19 protein-coding genes are annotated in these 16,787 nt (G+C 35.2%); 5 read left to right on the forward strand and 14 right to left on the reverse strand.

Annotated elements, in window-relative coordinates; translation table 11 throughout:
- Positions 1 to 42: 42 nt before the first annotated feature.
- Entirely contained in the window at positions 43 to 1,461 is a 1,419-nt protein-coding gene (locus C1H58_RS02880) for a phosphate--AMP phosphotransferase (RefSeq protein ID WP_165545299.1), read from the reverse strand.
- A 428-nt stretch (positions 1,462 to 1,889) separates the two neighbouring features.
- On the opposite strand from C1H58_RS02880, the gene C1H58_RS02885 reads away from it, so the two are divergent.
- The 3 genes from C1H58_RS02885 (at position 1,890) to C1H58_RS02895 (ending at position 4,917) form a co-directional block, all read left to right on the forward strand.
- Positions 1,890 to 2,603: a lysozyme family protein gene (locus C1H58_RS02885; protein ID WP_103356315.1), complete on the forward strand. Its 714-nt coding sequence runs from the start codon at positions 1,890 to 1,892 to the stop codon at positions 2,601 to 2,603.
- Positions 2,604 to 3,184: 581 nt separating this feature from the next.
- Entirely contained in the window at positions 3,185 to 4,042 is an 858-nt protein-coding gene (locus C1H58_RS02890) for a CHAP domain-containing protein (protein ID WP_165545263.1), read from the forward strand.
- A gap of 317 nt (positions 4,043 to 4,359) precedes the next feature.
- The gene (locus tag C1H58_RS02895) at positions 4,360 to 4,917 is read left to right on the forward strand and encodes a M23 family metallopeptidase (protein WP_060829406.1); all 558 of its coding nucleotides are present in this window, start codon (positions 4,360 to 4,362) and stop codon (positions 4,915 to 4,917) included.
- A 116-nt stretch (positions 4,918 to 5,033) separates the two neighbouring features.
- Here C1H58_RS02895 and C1H58_RS02900 read toward each other — a convergent pair whose 3' ends face one another.
- Both C1H58_RS02900 and C1H58_RS02905 read right to left on the reverse strand, forming a co-directional pair.
- On the reverse strand, positions 5,034 to 5,777 hold the full coding sequence (locus tag C1H58_RS02900; RefSeq protein ID WP_165545264.1) for a GTP pyrophosphokinase: 744 nt from the start codon (positions 5,775 to 5,777) through the stop codon (positions 5,034 to 5,036).
- Between the two features lie 323 nt (positions 5,778 to 6,100).
- Positions 6,101 to 6,730 carry a nitroreductase family protein gene (locus C1H58_RS02905; protein ID WP_016426117.1) on the reverse strand — a complete coding sequence of 210 codons (630 nt, stop codon included), beginning with the start codon at positions 6,728 to 6,730 and terminating at the stop codon, positions 6,101 to 6,103.
- 135 nt (positions 6,731 to 6,865) lie between these two features.
- Between C1H58_RS02905 and C1H58_RS02910 the strand changes: the two genes are divergently transcribed.
- Positions 6,866 to 7,315, forward strand: a complete 450-nt coding sequence (locus C1H58_RS02910; RefSeq protein WP_060829405.1) for a MarR family winged helix-turn-helix transcriptional regulator — start codon at positions 6,866 to 6,868, stop codon at positions 7,313 to 7,315.
- A gap of 89 nt (positions 7,316 to 7,404) precedes the next feature.
- On the opposite strand, the gene C1H58_RS02915 is transcribed toward C1H58_RS02910, so the two are convergent.
- The 9 genes from C1H58_RS02915 to cidR all read right to left on the reverse strand — a co-directional run bounded on the left by C1H58_RS02915 (position 7,405) and on the right by cidR (position 15,082).
- Positions 7,405 to 8,286 carry a hypothetical protein gene (locus C1H58_RS02915; protein ID WP_182281025.1) on the reverse strand — a complete coding sequence of 294 codons (882 nt, stop codon included), beginning with the start codon at positions 8,284 to 8,286 and terminating at the stop codon, positions 7,405 to 7,407.
- 235 nt (positions 8,287 to 8,521) lie between these two features.
- Positions 8,522 to 9,556 carry a ferrated catecholamine ABC transporter substrate-binding lipoprotein SstD gene (locus C1H58_RS02920; protein ID WP_165545265.1) on the reverse strand — a complete coding sequence of 345 codons (1,035 nt, stop codon included), beginning with the start codon at positions 9,554 to 9,556 and terminating at the stop codon, positions 8,522 to 8,524.
- 57 nt (positions 9,557 to 9,613) lie between these two features.
- Positions 9,614 to 10,375 carry an iron ABC transporter ATP-binding protein gene (locus tag C1H58_RS02925; protein ID WP_060829403.1) on the reverse strand — a complete coding sequence of 254 codons (762 nt, stop codon included), beginning with the start codon at positions 10,373 to 10,375 and terminating at the stop codon, positions 9,614 to 9,616.
- A complete protein-coding gene (locus tag C1H58_RS02930) occupies positions 10,372 to 11,331 on the reverse strand; it encodes an iron chelate uptake ABC transporter family permease subunit (RefSeq protein WP_050345177.1) in 960 nt (319 codons plus the stop codon). Before C1H58_RS02930 ends, C1H58_RS02925 begins: the two co-directional genes overlap by 4 nt.
- Positions 11,321 to 12,289 (reverse strand): ABC transporter permease, encoded by a 969-nt coding sequence (locus tag C1H58_RS02935; protein WP_050329942.1) that lies wholly within the window; start codon positions 12,287 to 12,289, stop codon positions 11,321 to 11,323. Before C1H58_RS02935 ends, C1H58_RS02930 begins: the two co-directional genes overlap by 11 nt.
- A 413-nt stretch (positions 12,290 to 12,702) precedes the next feature.
- Positions 12,703 to 12,876: a hypothetical protein gene (locus C1H58_RS02940; protein ID WP_016426109.1), complete on the reverse strand. Its 174-nt coding sequence runs from the start codon at positions 12,874 to 12,876 to the stop codon at positions 12,703 to 12,705.
- A gap of 122 nt (positions 12,877 to 12,998) precedes the next feature.
- A complete protein-coding gene (locus tag C1H58_RS02945) occupies positions 12,999 to 13,685 on the reverse strand; it encodes an LrgB family protein (RefSeq protein ID WP_060829401.1) in 687 nt (228 codons plus the stop codon).
- Complete coding sequence (locus C1H58_RS02950; RefSeq protein WP_050329938.1) at positions 13,682 to 14,074, reverse strand: CidA/LrgA family protein; 393 nt, start codon at positions 14,072 to 14,074, stop codon at positions 13,682 to 13,684. Before C1H58_RS02950 ends, C1H58_RS02945 begins: the two co-directional genes overlap by 4 nt.
- Positions 14,075 to 14,152: 78 nt before the next feature.
- A complete protein-coding gene (gene cidR / locus C1H58_RS02955; RefSeq protein WP_060829400.1) occupies positions 14,153 to 15,082 on the reverse strand; it encodes a cidABC operon transcriptional activator CidR in 930 nt (309 codons plus the stop codon).
- Between the two features lie 223 nt (positions 15,083 to 15,305).
- On the opposite strand from cidR, the gene C1H58_RS02960 reads away from it, so the two are divergent.
- Positions 15,306 to 15,536, forward strand: a complete 231-nt coding sequence (locus C1H58_RS02960; RefSeq protein WP_242680135.1) for a hypothetical protein — start codon at positions 15,306 to 15,308, stop codon at positions 15,534 to 15,536.
- 311 nt (positions 15,537 to 15,847) lie between these two features.
- Here the strand turns inward: C1H58_RS02960 and C1H58_RS02965 are convergent, their stop codons facing one another.
- Both C1H58_RS02965 and C1H58_RS02970 read right to left on the reverse strand, forming a co-directional pair.
- Entirely contained in the window at positions 15,848 to 16,081 is a 234-nt protein-coding gene (locus C1H58_RS02965; protein WP_165545266.1) for a ferredoxin, read from the reverse strand.
- 207 nt (positions 16,082 to 16,288) lie between these two features.
- Positions 16,289 to 16,711: a universal stress protein gene (locus C1H58_RS02970; protein WP_050329936.1), complete on the reverse strand. Its 423-nt coding sequence runs from the start codon at positions 16,709 to 16,711 to the stop codon at positions 16,289 to 16,291.
- Between the last annotated feature and the right edge of the window lie 76 nt (positions 16,712 to 16,787).

The following is a 16,787-nucleotide window of genomic DNA, read 5'->3' on the forward strand; positions in this document are numbered from 1 at the left end:
TATAGTAGAAAAAAGTTTTGGTCAAAAGACTTAGGACGGATTTTAATATTGCTGAACGCCCCAAAGTTTTTCTTCGCATTTTTGAATAATATATTTTAAAACTTCAATTCGTGCTGTTTTCTTATGATCTGCAGCAACAACATACCACGGTGCAGCTTCAGTATTTGTTTTTTTAATCATATCGTGACTTGCTTCCACATATTCGGCCCATTTATCTCGATTGTGCCAATCTTCATCTGTGATTTTCCATTGCTTATCAACATCTTCTTCGCGCGCTTTAAAACGTTTCAATTGTTCATCTTTATCTAACGACAAGAAAAACTTCAATATGATTGCACCGTCATTGACCCACATTTTTTCAAACGCATTAATTTCATCATAAGCACGCATCCATTCTTGTTCAGATGCAAAACCTTCAACACGTTCAACAAGAACGCGCCCATACCAACTGCGATCAAAAATACCGATATGCCCACTTTTAGGCATGGTTTTCGCAAATCGCCATAAATAATGATGATTGAGTTCGACATCTGTCGGTGCACTAATGGCATTAACTTCATAACCTGTTGGATCCAAATAGGTTCTCACGCGTTTTATATTTCCGCCTTTTCCGGCAGCATCCATTCCTTCATAAACGAGGATTAATGGGATTTTTCTTTCATATAATGCAAACTGCAGTTCACGCATTCTTAATTGAAGTGCTTCAATTTTATCTTGATAGGCTTCTTTTGACACTTTGTTTTTAGGTTTGCCAAATAAATGCGAGTGAAAAGAGGGCGAAAAATGACCGTCTTTCTTATCTTCACGCTTCTGATGCTTGTCTATAGCCTTAGATAAGCGTTCATGCAAATGCTCATACATTGTTATAATCGCATCTTCTCTATCGCTATAATCAATTTCTTTCCACGTTTGATCTAACATCGGTTTTAATGTCTCTAAATAAACGTCTGGTGAAACAATTTGCTCATACTCTTGTGCTTTCCATCGTGTTAAAGGATTCGATTTCATATGCGCAATATGCTTTTGTCGCTTTTCTTCATTAATATGAATAAAAAATTTAATAATTTCGTGATGGTCGTCTTGTAACATGCATTCAAAGCCTTGAATTTCACTTTTAAGGATTTTTTCATCTTTGTAAAGCGGATATTTAATTTGATGAATTTTATAATCCACAAAATGTGAGTACCAACTTCTAAAATAGATATTGATATGGCCTTTCTCGGGTAATGTTTCCCAAAATCGCTGTAAGAAAGGATATCTCAAGTCATATTCAGAAGGGGTTTTTGTCGCAATAAATTTTGTATATTTAGCATCTAAGTTGAGTAGTAAGTCGTTCGTTAAGCGTGTTTTTCCTGATGCAGCTACCCCTTCAAAAACAATCATTATCGGGATGCCAAGTTCGTGGGTTTGTCGTGTGAGTTCCGCAATTTTTAGTCGTAGGGTTTCAAGTTTTTTCATTATTTCACCTCGTCCACTTCTATTAATATATAAGAATATTTTAACTGAATCATGGATTTTTTTCGCCCTTTCTTCAAAAAAAATTAGCTTTACAATTCAAATTTCGTCAATTTCAACCCCCTCTTTTCATTACAGTTTTAATTCATATTGTAATATTTGTAATAAAAGGACGGTTTCAACAATTTTTAAATGCATCGCTAAAAACCTTTCATATCAGCGCTTTATAACGTATTAAACCATTCAGGGTACGACATTTTATATGACAGTTAGATTACAAAAAGAGAAAATGAAAACTGATTGTAATGTTTTGTTATTTACACGTAATTTACAAATAGGTGTTTCGTTGGTAGAGTGTGGTTGTTGAAAATTTTTAGTAAGCTTTTGAAAATGAAAATCTGAAAAATAATTTTTACTGGAGGACTTATTTTATTATGAAGAAAACATTACTTGCATCTTCTTTAGCATTAGCATTAGGAACTACAGGTGTTGCTTTACATTCAGCAGACGCGAATGCCGCAGAAGAAAATATTAATAAAGTAGAATTAGCTCAATTAGCATTAAACAACGATCAATCATTAAATGAACATGCAATTGAAGATGGTGCATACGACTACCACTTCACTGTAAATGGCGTAAACTTCCACTTCTGGTCTGACGGTGTGACATTCGGATGGTCATACGGTTACGGTTCAGGTCAAGAAATGGCACAATCATCAGTAGCACAACCAACTCAAATGGCTGACTACAGTGCACAAGCTTCAGCACACCACGGAAATAATGAAGCTTCAAATGTACAACAATCAAATTACTCAGCACCAGCGAAACAATCAGCACCTTCATACCAAACTTCATCAACTTCATCAAACAGTGCTGGTTCTGTAACATTATCAAACGGCAACACTGCTGGTAGCCACGGTTCAAGAGCAGCACAAATTTTAGCACAACGTACTGGTGTTTCTGCTTCAACTTGGGAACACATCATCGCTCGTGAATCTAATGGTCAATTAAACGCACGTAACGCTTCAGGTGCGTCAGGTTTATTCCAAACTATGCCAGGTTGGGGACCAACAAATACTTTCGATCAACAAGTGGACGCTGCTACAAAAGCATACAAAGCACAAGGCTTAAGTGCTTGGGGAATGTAATTTAACCCAATATATTATAAAAAAGGATTCCAAAATTGGAATCCTTTTTTATGTTTAATGTTATTTTTCAATCGAGTGACACTATCCCTACTATTTTAAAGCTTTATTTATAACTCTAATTCCTATTCCCTCTCACCCCCATTTTCATTTACAAAGAATGTGCCAACTTGTTGAAGTTCATATAACCTTTTTAGTACGTGTCACTGAACTCAATTTTTTATGCTTTATGTGAAATTCATACTGCTTCTAACTTCAATTTCAATAATCTCTCTCTTTTCGTTGTATAAAAAATGATTATATTTTTTGTTTTAAGTAGCAGGTTAAAAGAAATAAGAAGCTACTTTGGCAGTATTTGATCCCATTTATCACTTTCTGATTTTTGATTAAAGTCAAAATTTTCCATTGTTCCGTTTTATAAAATATGAATTACACACTAATGTAAAATAAGACGTCATTTTATCTTTTGTTTCATTTATGTTACATTCACACTTAAAATTGTTTACAATGGTTTATTCCATCATATGAGTGTGCTATGATGCTTTCAGTAACAAAACGAATTCAGAGAGGAAGACTTTTTAATTATGAAAAAATTAACTACTGCTACGATCGCTACCTTGAGTTTAGTTGGAGTTGGCTACATGGCTTCTAATGACGCCCAAGCAGCAGAACTTAATGAAACATCGCACTACACGACAACATATTCAGAAGCAACTCAAGACTTCGTAACAACAGACGTAAATGGTAACAAACACCATACATTAGACGGAAACTGGGATCCATCAATGTTTAACAACCAAGATTATGTTTTTTATACAGAAAATGGTGATGGAACAGTTGATTATTACTACTACCAAACTAACAACCAAAACTACACTTATCACTATGACTACACTTCAGTTGAAACACCTGTAGTCAATACAAATAATAATACAAATACAAACTATCAATACAGTGCATACAATGCACAATCAACAGCAAACGTAACAGTACCTACTACAACAACAAGCCAAGTTAACTACCAAACACAACAAACAGCCACAACAATGACTACTGAAGCACCTACTTATAATCAAGGTACAGTAACTACAAGTGGACGTTCTATCGCAACAACTGCATCTGGATCAAACTTATATACTTCTGGTCAATGTACTTACTATGCATTTGAACGTGCAGGCGGTAAAATTGGTTCAACTTGGGGCAATGCGAATAACTGGGCAAACGCAGCGCGTTCAGCTGGATACACAGTAAACAACAAACCAACTGCAGGTGCAATCATGCAAACGTCTGCTGGGGCATATGGACACGTTGCTTACGTTGAAAGTGTCGGTTCAAATGGTTCAGTAACAGTGTCTGAAATGAACTATGGCCACGGTGCTGGTGTTGTCACTTCACGTACGATCTCTGCAAGCCAAGCTGCAGGTTATAACTTTATTCACTAATCGCTAGTTAATATATAATAAATCGGGACATCAATACTAAAATAAGAAGCGCTAAGATGATTCTTAACAGAAAATCGTCTTAGCGCTTCTTTTTATAATAAAACTGCTATGATATAACTTCGTTTCCTCTTCAATTAAGCCAAATTGAGTTGAGATTTTAGCCCCTAAGCAAGCTGTTCATGTTTTCGTGCACACAGCTATGATATATGAATCATTTCCTTCCATATAATTAGCTACGTGCTACTTTGAAACAAAATCATTGTGCTGAATACATATGCCTTATAAAATAATATTACTTATTGATATAAGGAGGATATATGAAACGTTCCTTATTTTTTATACTTTTTTGTATGACCACGCTAGGGGTGGCTTTTACTGCGCTTCGGAATGACCACACGCTCAAGTCACAGCTCACACATTGGTATACAGCTCAATATGAAAAGTATGTACATCCCGATCGAAAAACACATGGATTTGGAAAGTATAACCATGGTTTATCATTTAATGGTGATTCACGTCATTATGGTATCGATTACGCATTACCTGAAAACACGAAAATTCTTGCACCAACACACGGTACTGTGACACGTACATTTAAAAATAAATTAGGTGGCAATGTTTTAGAGATTCGCGAAGCTAACGGCACACATTATCAATGGTTTATGCATTTAAACCGATATAAAGTTAAAGTGGGTGATACTGTCTCTCCTGGAGAAGTCATCGCACAATCTGGTAATACGGGGGAACAAACAACAGGCCCTCACCTCCATTTCCAACGTATGAAAGGCGGTATTGGTAATCGTTTTGCCGAAGATCCTGAACCCTTTATTAATCAATTGCCACATCAACAACGTAGCCTTTATCGCATTGAATAAGGACATATTGAGAAATCAATGCACCGTTCGATTTCTTAATATGTCCTTTTGACATAGCGTTTTATTTATACCAACGTTTCATATACGTTGTATGCATGCTTATTAATGACATCAGGTTATTCTTCCAAATAGGGATGATGCGTTGTATTTTGATTGCTCACATCATCTTGTTGAATATTGAGATGAATACGTTGCATTTTGCGTTCAACATTTGCAATTTCAAGCGCACATTCTTTCAATGTATGACGATAAACGTCTGTATTGCCATTTGTATTTTTATAATGCAATTTATGTTCTAAACTTGCCCACATATCCATCCCGATTGTACGTAATTGGATTTCAACGGGTGTCTCAACAGTCCCATCTGTCAAAAATATAGGGACTGAAACAACAATGTGTAAACTTTTATAGCCGTTTTGCTTAGGCACTTCGATGTAATCTTTACGCTTCAACAATTTAATGTCTGCTTGTTTTAACAATAGTTGCTCCACAGTATAAATGTCATCGATATAATTACAGACGACTCGAATTCCTGCAATATCCATAATATGTGTTTGTGCAGCTTTCGCGGTAATTTCGATGCCTTTTCTTTTAAGTTTTTGGAGTAAACTTGGTATCTTTTTCACTCGTCGCTCCATATGATGAATTGGATTATGTGCATTTTTGACTTGGAAATCCTCGTCTAGTATCCTCAATTTTGTGCTAATCTCTTCTAAAGCTGCACGATACGAATGTTCGAGTGCTACAAATGCGATAATTTCCTCAGGTTGGTCCAAATGCTTTAAATCCTCAATTCGATAGCTTGCAAATTCATGCTTCAAACTTTGAACATTGATTGGCGCGTTTTTTTCTACAAACATGTTCTCACCCCATATTGATTGGATACGCGTTTTATCATTTTTTGTCTTTACTCCCATGTCATCGATGTTTTCACTACTTACCACTTTACTACTTATGATTGTATTATCGAATTTTTAGCTAAAAATTGCAAAAAAAGTGATAGCAACAGATTCAAATCTGGTCTATTACCATCAATTTGTTCATCAGTCACTATCACTTTAATTATGTGGCAAATGATCTCATTTAAGGAAATGAAAGTTACGTTCATTTTAGCCTTGGGGATGAAGAACATATTCGCAATGAAGCCACTCTTTACACAGCGAATAGCAATGTCTCTTTAGGTTTAACGATATTGAACGATTCTGTCTACATCTAAACGTGCACTTGGACGACCTTCTTGCGCTGCTTTACCAATTGCTACGATCATAACAGGTACATAACGTTGAGGATCTAATCCTAAACCTTCAGCAATTTTTTCTCTTTCAAAGCCACCAATTGGGTTCGTATCATAACCATGTTCACGTGCAACTAACATTAACTGCATCGCAGCTAAACTGCTGTCCACTTTAACGATGTCATTCATTGATTGTTGATCAAGACCTTCATACATACCTACAAAACGTTTAACAAGGTCAACTTTAACATCTTCTGGCATAAAGCCTTGTTCAACTGCAGAACCATAGATTTCTTCTGCATATTCATAATTTAACATATCACCGAAAATAACAATCATCGCTGCAGATGAATCGTTTTGACGTGTATTAAATTGAACAAGTGGACGTAATGTATCTTTACCTTCTTCTGTATCAACTACTACAAAGCGCCATGGTTGCATGTTAATTGATGAAGGTGCTAACGTCGCTTTTCTAATCATCTCATTCATTTCTGAACGTGGAATTTTAACAGATTCGTCAAATAATTTTACCGAACGTCTTCCTGTCATTATTTCCTCAAAGTTTTGATTAAGTGCCATAAGTATCACCTTTCTTTTATTTTTATAATAATCCATTTAATCAAGTGCTATTTGATTATATTTTATACCTTCTTTTGAATCAAGAGAAAAGTGTTATAATAGAAATAATCACTTCTATATACTGGGGGTCTGAAAATGACAAATCAAGATAAAAATTTAAATAAAGAATTATGCTTTTTATTTTATGTCGCTTCCAAAGAAGTCATTAAAAAGTATAGCACGCATTTAAAAAATTATAATCTCACATATACAGGTTATATTACATTGATTTCAATAGAAGATGATGAAGTGATCAATATTAAACGTTTAGGTGACCGAATTTATTTAAATTCAGGTACACTCACACCACTTATTAAAAAGTTGGTTGCTCAAGGATTTGTTGAAAAAATTAGAAACCCTGAAGACGAACGTAACCTTAATATTTCATTGACCGATGAAGGGCGTCAACTGAAGCAACAATTAAGAAATGTCACTGTTGATGCCTGTGCTTCACTTAAATTTGAAGGCAATGATTTGGCAGATATGGTTGGTATTTTACAACGTTTTCTAGATAATAACTTTCCTTCAAATCCAACCGCACTGTAAAACACCAAAATAGGTCGTTGATACACTTCAACTCACCTTGTCACGTTGACTAGGTGAGTTTTTCTTTTTAGCAACTTAGAGTCTCTTCTCTATTTAAAGCTATTCCAATACTTATAAAATAAATATGAAACGCCAACATGCAATGGCGCCTGTGTTAAACGATAAATCGGCCAAGGTAATCTCGGCACAAAATCATGCAAAGCGATTAAGCAAGTCGTTGTTGCCCCTTCTAAACGTCTAAACTCTAACCTTGGAATCCGACCGCTTCTTTTAACAAGCAATCCCCCTGTAATATTGAGTACCACGCTTTTAACAGGATCACTTGTGGTGTCGTGATACATTTGAATAAGGGGTAACTTGAATGGCATTAAAATAATTGTAAAACGTGTTCCATCATAGACACCATTAATCAATCGGCCATTCAATGTCTTAAGAAAGCGACCATACATAGACGTAACACCATCCATGGACACATTTTCAGGAATTTCAAGGGCCTGTATAGAACGTACAGTTTGTGTTTCTTTACTCAGTTGGTAAAGTGCACGTTTTCCCCATTTTAAATGTCTCACTTTTATTTTTTGATGAATCACATCAATATTAAAAGCTGCCAATGTTTGTTCAAGTATAGGATTGAGGTGTGCTTGAATTGCTAAACATTTTTGGACGCCCGCTTGATGCATAGCGGTTGCTAAATTATCATAGATGAGTCGTTCCAAATTGATAACCCGTCCTTGTGTCAAGGCGTTGTTAGAATAATGTGGGTCTCCAATGATAACGACAAAAGCAATATCTTCTAGCGCCTTTCCAACAGCTGCTTTGTTAAATAAATCAATATGGCGTGTTCGCCCATTCGTCGTTTGTGCCATAGTAGGTGACACTTGTACATAAACTTTATGACCTTGCTCCCGCATCATATTTACATATTCATGGGTGTAAGGTTGACCGTCTGTGATGACTAAAGTATTGACCATCCTACTCACTCTTTCGTTTTTTCAATTTAAACGTATTATACCAATTTTTTAATCGATAATGAATCGAATAAGCGCCATAGCGATACTTGATTTCCATATTACTTATCATCAACGTGTTCTACTATGGTAACTTACTTCTTACAAACTAACCTTTCGACGCTCTGTATAAAGATAGGGTTGGAACCGTATCGCTCCAACCCTATCTATAACATAGAATCACTAAAAGCTTAGAATCTTATTTTAAGTTAAGCCCTTTTTCCAATTCATCAATTTGTTTAATTGTCGTAGTCGTTGAACCAGATGCAAAATACCATAATTTTGGATCTACTTCGACAACTTTTTTATCTTTGATTGCTTTTACATTTTTAAGCACATCATTGCAAAGCACCTGTTTAGCTGAAGATTGTTCACCTATCGCTTGACCACGATCCATCGCAAAAATAATACCAGGATTTTTCTCACTGACATATTCGTTTGTCACATTCTGACCATGTCTACTACTCTTAATATTGTGATCAGCAGGTTTAAATCCTAATGTATCATAAACTAAATTACCAAAACGGTCACCAGCGCCAAATGTTGATAATTCACCTTCATTAACAAGTAAATACATTGCTTTTTCATCAATGTCTTTCGTTTTTGCTTTCATTTCATCAATCTTTTGTTCTAAATCTTTAACAAGTTGATTCGCTTTATCTGATTGACCATAAATCTTACCTAAATTTTCAGTGTTTGTTTTCATAGAAGATACATAATTTTTATCATTAGCACCCATATAAATTAATTTTGCATTAGGGGCTGCTTTTTTTAATTCATCAATATTTTTCTGTGACGCTGTTCTTGGTGATAAATAAATAACATCTGGTTTTGCTTTTGCGACAACATCAAAATTAATTTCTTTCAAACTTCCTGTATTCGCATAGCGGTCATCTTTAAACTCATCTAAGAAATCTGGAAGTGATGCATTGCCTTCACCTTTTGGTAACGCGACAATCTTGTCTTCTAATCCAAGGGCTTTCATCGTATCGACCGTACCATAATCAAAAACGACTGCTTTTTCAGGATCTTTATCTAATTTCACTGTATCTTGATATGATTTGTCTTCGCTGCCATCTTTAGCTTCCCCTCTTAAAGTGAAATCATTTTTAATTTCAACCGCTTTTTTGCTATCTGCTTCTTTCGTTTCTTCTTTTTTATCATTGTTTTGATTACCACATGCGACTAAAATCACCATGAGTGTCATCATTAATAATAGACCTAGTTTTTTCATTGTTTTCCTCCACATACTTAAGCTATTTAATCGTGTTGCTTTTAATGATATACATCATTATTCATCAAAATAAATACAAATCTGTTGACCACGAATTTCTTCTATTTTGACATCCATTTCATAAAGTTCTTTTAATACGGCTGTATGAATGACTTCGCGTTTAGGTGCTGCTTTGACCAATTTGCCCCCCTTCAGAGCGACAATACGATCTGAATATACAGAAGCAAAATTAATATCATGTAATACAACCACAATGGTCTTATTGTGAAAAGCAGCCAGTTCACGTAACGTCTGCATAATTTGGACAGAATGCTTCATATCCAAATTATTTAAAGGCTCATCTAATAAAATGTAATCCGTATCTTGCGCAATCGTCATCGCAATATAAGCACGTTGACGCTGACCTCCGGATAACGTTTTAAGATAACGATGTCGAATTTCTTCCAACTTTAATAATGAGAGTGCTTCATTAACTTTTTCTTTATCCTCTTTCTTTAAATAGCCCTTCGAATAAGGAAAGCGACCAAAATTAACGAGCTGTTCAACGGTAATATTTAACTCCGTATGATTGGTTTGTTTCAGGATGGATAAACGTTGCGCAAGTGTCTGACTTTGATACGTTTCAATTGCTTGTCCCTCGATTTCAATAGATCCAGAATCAAATGAACTCAAACGACTCATTGCTGAAAGTAATGTACTCTTTCCAGCCCCGTTCGGACCAATCAAAGATGTTAATTTTCCTTTTTCAATATCAACATCAATATCTTTGAGTATCTCTTTACCATCGATAGATTGGTTTAATCCTCGAATACAAATCATGCCGCTGTCCTCCTTCTCATTAATAAGTAAATAAAGTAAATACCACCAATTAAATTAATCAGTATACTCACTTGTGTTGTTGCTTCGAATAAGTGTTCCACAATCCACTGTGCTAAAAATAAACTAATCCAACTGATACAAATTGTTGCAGGTAATATATAGCGATGCTCAAATGTTTTCATTAACTCATGGGCTAAGTTAATTGTTAAAAGACCTAAAAAGGTAATCGGCCCCACTAAAGCTGTTGCAATAGCGACTAATAGTGCGACAAGAATTAACAGTAAGCGTGTGACCACATTGTAATTCACACCTAAATTAATCGCTTGGGCTCTCCCTAATAAGAGAACGTCTAAATAAGGAATAATTGCCACTGTAATACCAAGCAATACAAGTAACACAACCGCACAAATCATTACAAGCGGTGTTTGAGATGCATCAAAATTTGCAAACATGGCACTTTGCACGGCTAAGAAATCTTCTGGGTTAATTAAGAGCTCAAGAAAACCGGTGATACTTCTAAAAAATGTCCCTAGAATAACACCAATCAGTAAAATAAAATAGACAGAAAACTGACCGAATTTGAAAATGACTTCAAATAAAAGCAATGCAAATATGACCATAGCAATAAGCGATATTGAAAAATTTAAATAAAAAGAATGAACTAAGACTGAATTCACCCCAAATACAAATAATATCAATACTTTACTAAACAAGTAGACAGCATCTAATCCCATAATGGACGGGGTTAATAGTCGATTGACGGTAATCGACTGAAAAACAACTGTCGATGCGGATATCGCAGCGCCAACTAATAAAATTAAGAAAAACTTTCTAAGTCGACTTGAAATTTGGTATGCAAATATTTCGAAATCAATTCCGATTAATAAATACATCAAAGCTGTAATCACTGTACCTATCATTAGAAAGATAAGTGTTCTCAAAGGTTTATTGTTCATAATGTCGACGTCCTTTCATTAACATCACAATAAAAACAAATGTGCCAAAAATACCAATCGTTAATCCAATATTGATTTCGTATGGATAAACGATAAGACGTCCAAAAATGTCAGAAATCATCACAAAAATCGCGCCAAGAAGCGCTGTTTGTGGCAACGCATTTTTTAAATGATCACCTTTAAAAATTGAAACAATATTCGGTACAATTAACCCTAAGAAAGGTAACGTCCCAACAGTGACTACAACAAGCGCAGTCATCGTGGCAGTAATAAACAAGCCTATATTCATAATCCATTCATAATTTAAGCCAAGATTTTTACTGAAATCACGTCCCATTCCAGCAATCGTAAATTGATTTGCAAAAATATATGTAACAATGAGTAGCGGTATACTCAAATACAAAACTTCATAGCGCCCGCTCGTAATTATCGCGAAATTACCATTTAGCCAATTGCCAATACTCTGAACAGCGTTTGTTCTTAGTGCAATAAAGGTCGCAAAACTAGAGACAATCCCACCAAGCATGATGCCGATGAGCGGTACAAAGATCACATCTTTGAACTTAATCCGTTGCACAATTTGAACAAACATAAATGTTCCAAATAAGCTGCATAAAACGGCGAAAACCAATTTTAAAAGGATATGTTGTTTTGGGAAAAAGATAAGTGATATTAAAATGCCTAATTTTGCCCATTCCATCGTCCCTGCAGTCGTTGGACTCACAAATTTGTTTTGCATCATTTGTTGCATAATGAGGCCTGCAAGTGCTAGAGCACTCCCAGAAATTAATATACTTACTGTTCTTGGTATTCGACTTGCCCATAAAATATTCAGTTGATGCGCATTAAATTGAAATAGCTCAGTGATAGGGACACGACTCACACCTATAAATAAAGAGCAGACAGTGAGCACACTTAGGATCAAGAACAACACATAAACATTCATTATCACGCGCATTATTCTGGCTCCTTAAAAAGCAAAATATTGATAATGATTTTCATTATCAATAAAATTTTAGCATTAAGCCAACTTTTACACAATATTAAATTTAAATTTTCAATTAAGCTTAAATCCAGTTCTCATTTAAAAATAATTGTTAAATACTTATCAACGTTCATCACAATGTGAACATCAAAATGAAAAAGCCACATCATTTCGCGCACACTGCATTTAAGAATACAGCTTTATTGCAAATGATGTGGAAATTGAAATCTGCATATGATAATTGTCAGCAGTGAACATAGAAACGCGGTTTGACTGCGTGATGCAATGTCCATCTTAAAATACAGCTCAAAAGAACTCCAAGTGTTTGAGCAACCTACTCAAAACGTCATTGTCAGTTGTCATGATGATACATCCTTAATGCGAGTCTACATCAAGCTATAAATAAACATTAACATAATTGTCAGCGTTGTAATAACGGCTGTAATCACCGCCCAATTATTCGGACTGATTTTACCAGGTTTTGCTGTACGTTTAAACGCACGAATGGTAATGACCCAAGCTATCACCGTTAAAATCGATAAAATCACTATAAAGAACATGGTGTTCACTTCCTGCACCTCCAATGTCATCTCGTGAATAATATCATATTATCATATTTATCAATATAAAATTAAAAAAATCGTCATGGCGCGTAGGGGTAGCCATGACGATTCTTTATTCATTAATAGAACAACATCAATAAGATTGGAAGCATAACGGAACTTAAAACGGCAGATAAAATCATGCCGATTGAGCTAAATGCGCCTGACTCTAAGTCCATCTCTAAAGCACGTGCAGTACCAAATGCATGAGAAGCATTACCAAATGTCATCCCACGTGCGATAGAAGTTTGAAAATTCGTCATGCGCACAAGTGTTGCACCTATCATACTTCCGACGAGACCAGTAGCAATAATAAACATAATTGTCACTGTATCTTCGCCGCCGAGCTGATGTGACACTTGCACTCCGACCGCGGCTGTAATCGACCGAGGTAACAAAGTCACGATATCTTCGCGACCGTAACCGAGTAACTTTAAAGTAAAATAAATTAGGGAAAAGTTTAAAGTGACCGCAGTTAACACACTCACGAAGATTGTTTTGAAGTATTTTAAAATCTTGTGACGATTTAAGTACAATGGAAAAGCCAAACAAACGACGGTAGATCCGAGTAATTGATTAATCCATTGTCCCCCAACCATATAACTGTGATAATCGAGACGAAATAAGAGTAATATAATAATGACACTTATAGATGTGATTAAAACAGGGTTAAGAATAGGAAATTTAAACTTTGTATATAATTTTCTAGACAGTATATACATCACGACTGTCAACGCAATCATTGCAACGCCCTGTAAAAACATCATGATTGCTCATGCCCTTTGCGAAATACACGTCCTGTTGTCATTTTTTCAGCAACTAAACCTGAACTATAAGCGACAAGTACAGTCCCTAAAACAACAAGCGAGAAAAAGACAACGAAGTTTAAATTTAATTCAGAAACCACATCCATCACGCCTATCACAGAAGGAATGAAGAAAAACACCATCGTAGCGAGTAGAAAATTTGCGCCCTCTTTAATCCATTCTACTTTCACGATTTTGAACTGCAGTAAAATAAAAAATAGGATTAATCCAACAATACTTCCTGCAAGTGGGATGTGAAATAATTGTTGAATCCCGTTACCTAATAATGTAATGCCGTATATGATGAGTAATTGTGATAACACTTTAAAACACTTTTTCAACTTAATCATTTCATCCACCCTTCTCTTCATTCGAATGATTCTATTGTAAAGGGTGATGATACATAAGAAAAATATTGGTTTTTCATATCAATCATTACTTTTGTCTATGATAACGCTATCTCCTTGTTGTGCCAATGGCAGATGGATATTTAGGTAGTCCAAAAAAGTTTTTGTAGCATGGTTAAGATGCACATCTTTTTTCCATATCACACCCATCTCCCAATCTAACGTGACATCACTCAGTTGTAAGACTCTGATTTCTGGATTTTGAGCAATGATACGCACGATGTTCTCAGGCAATATACTAATCCCCATCTTGGCAGTAATTAAATGCTCAATAAAACGCCATTGCGAAATTTTAGAAACAATATGCGGAACGAACCCCGCTTGGCGTGTTACCGCAATGATTTTATCATTCAAATAAAAATCCTCGTTAAACATCACAAAATCTTCGTCTTTTAAATCAGAAATTGTCACACTTTGTTGGTGTGCTAACGGATGGAGATGATGCATCACCACTTCAAAGCGCTCTGAATAGAGTGGGAATGAATCGAATTCTTGGTTATTTACTGGTAATGACGTTAACCCTAAATGGATATCATTGTTTCTCACTTGAGCTTCAATCGTTTTCCCGCCGTTCTCATTCAGATTAAAAACGACATCCGGATACTTTTGATGAAATTCTCCCAACACTTGTCCAAATCTTTCCATATCCATAATGGCAGATAATCCAATGGAAACATAACCTTTCTCTATTCCGAGTAAACTACTGATTTCAAAAGGTAAGCTATCATATAAATTTAATATTTCACACGCTTTATTAAAGAAAACTTCACCCACATCCGTTAAGTTCAGTTGCCGCTTCGAACGATCAAATAATGGCTCTCCTAATTCTAATTCTAGCTCTTTGATTGCCTTACTAATTGTTGGCTGTGCAATATACAATGTTTCCGCTGCACGTGTCATCCCTTCTTGACGTACAACTTCTACAAAGTATTTCATTTGTTTGATATCCAAACGATAACCCTCCATTCTTTCTCTTTATTATAGCCCAATGCCTCTTACAAATTGTAACGTGCACAACGGTCTCACACAAATTTTGACACGCTTACACTTTAAAGATAATATAATACTAATTTTACATATTTTTTACCTTATAAAATGGAGATATGCTTATGACATTACCTAAATGTGAATGTCGTGTTTCCGATTATACTATTATTGCTCATGCACTATTTAGATGGTAAAAAATCGGACTTATGCTTATATACGTTTTATTCCTACCGACACACGTGGTACCCATTCTGCACTAGACAGTTGGGTGCCGATTGGGGCAGAGCTCATATCGCGGCTATTTTTAATCATTGGTACGTTACTCACACCGCTTATGATGTCAGGTTTAGTTTTAGCAACAGTCGTAACAGGCTTTCTATTATTACTCTCAACCGTCAAACGTTATAAAGTGGTTTGAAAAAGTCCACATTTAAAAGGCTGGGATGCATTTAAGTTTTCCCAGCCTTTTCTATCACTTTTTTACACTATGCCTATAACAAATATAAAAACTACGCTTCGCTGTAACTAAATGGTGACTCGATGTAATTGTACTGGCGTTTCAACACCTCGTCTGCATATTTACAAATTCTATACATACGTATTCCCTTTTATAGCACTGATGAATAGTGTTGTCATTTTAATTAAATCCCTTTTCGTTTGATTTGCTGACTTAAAAATACTGTGATAAGTACGCCATTCAGGATAGTGAGCCCTTTAAAAACAAATGAGCTAGAAGATATGAAAAAGGCGCTGTCCCACTATAATCGCTGACGTGGGACAATTTTCAACTGCATCATCTAAATTTTCCAAGTCACATTCAGGTATTTGCGCCGTGCCACTATTACAATCTAAACACATGTACGCTATCCCTTGGGCATCATACTGAAACAATCGAGGCGCCGCAGCACCACAAGCTGAACAAGAAATACACACTTCTCTGTCTACATACGCATAATAATGCATCAACTTCCCTCCTTGTTCCTTAAATACAAACAAAAACACATAATATATTTATTTATATCTATTATTTTTTATATTATATAAATAAAGCAATATAGAGTCAACACAGTAATTCTCCTTGTTTCAGGAATTCTACCAAAAAAACCCTTCAGACAACGAATGCCTGAAGGGAAAATATATTATAATTATATAAATCATTGAAGATATTTATTATTTTATAATCAATACAGGGATATTGACACGCTTCGCAATTTTATGTGTAACATGTCCTAACACATGCTTAATATCTATTTCGGAACGTTTATTACTCATGACTACAACGTCATAGTCTGCATTTTCAACTTCATTGACGATTTCTTTCGTAGCTGCACCTGTCGTAAACTTGACATCATATTTTAAGTTGGCATCGTCTAAAGATTTTAAAAATGGTTTCATTTCATCTTTTTTCTCTTCAACAACTTCTTCAAAATGCTTGCCTTGGTATCGTACATAGTTTGCAAGTTCCGTTTCAGAAATAACATTAAAAATGACAATTTTATATGCAGAATTTTCACCTGTTAATTTCACTAATTGCTCAGGTACATTTTTAAAACTATTACCGAAATCAAATGGAACTAGAATATTTTTGAACATATCCAATCCCTCCTCATTATTAGCATTCCCCAATATATTAAATAACAAACAATATAACTGAGAAATAAATACTTCT

Origin of the sequence: Staphylococcus sp. 191 (genome assembly GCF_011174885.1) — a bacterium.
GTDB classification, from domain to species: Bacteria; Bacillota; Bacilli; order Staphylococcales; family Staphylococcaceae; genus Staphylococcus; species Staphylococcus coagulans.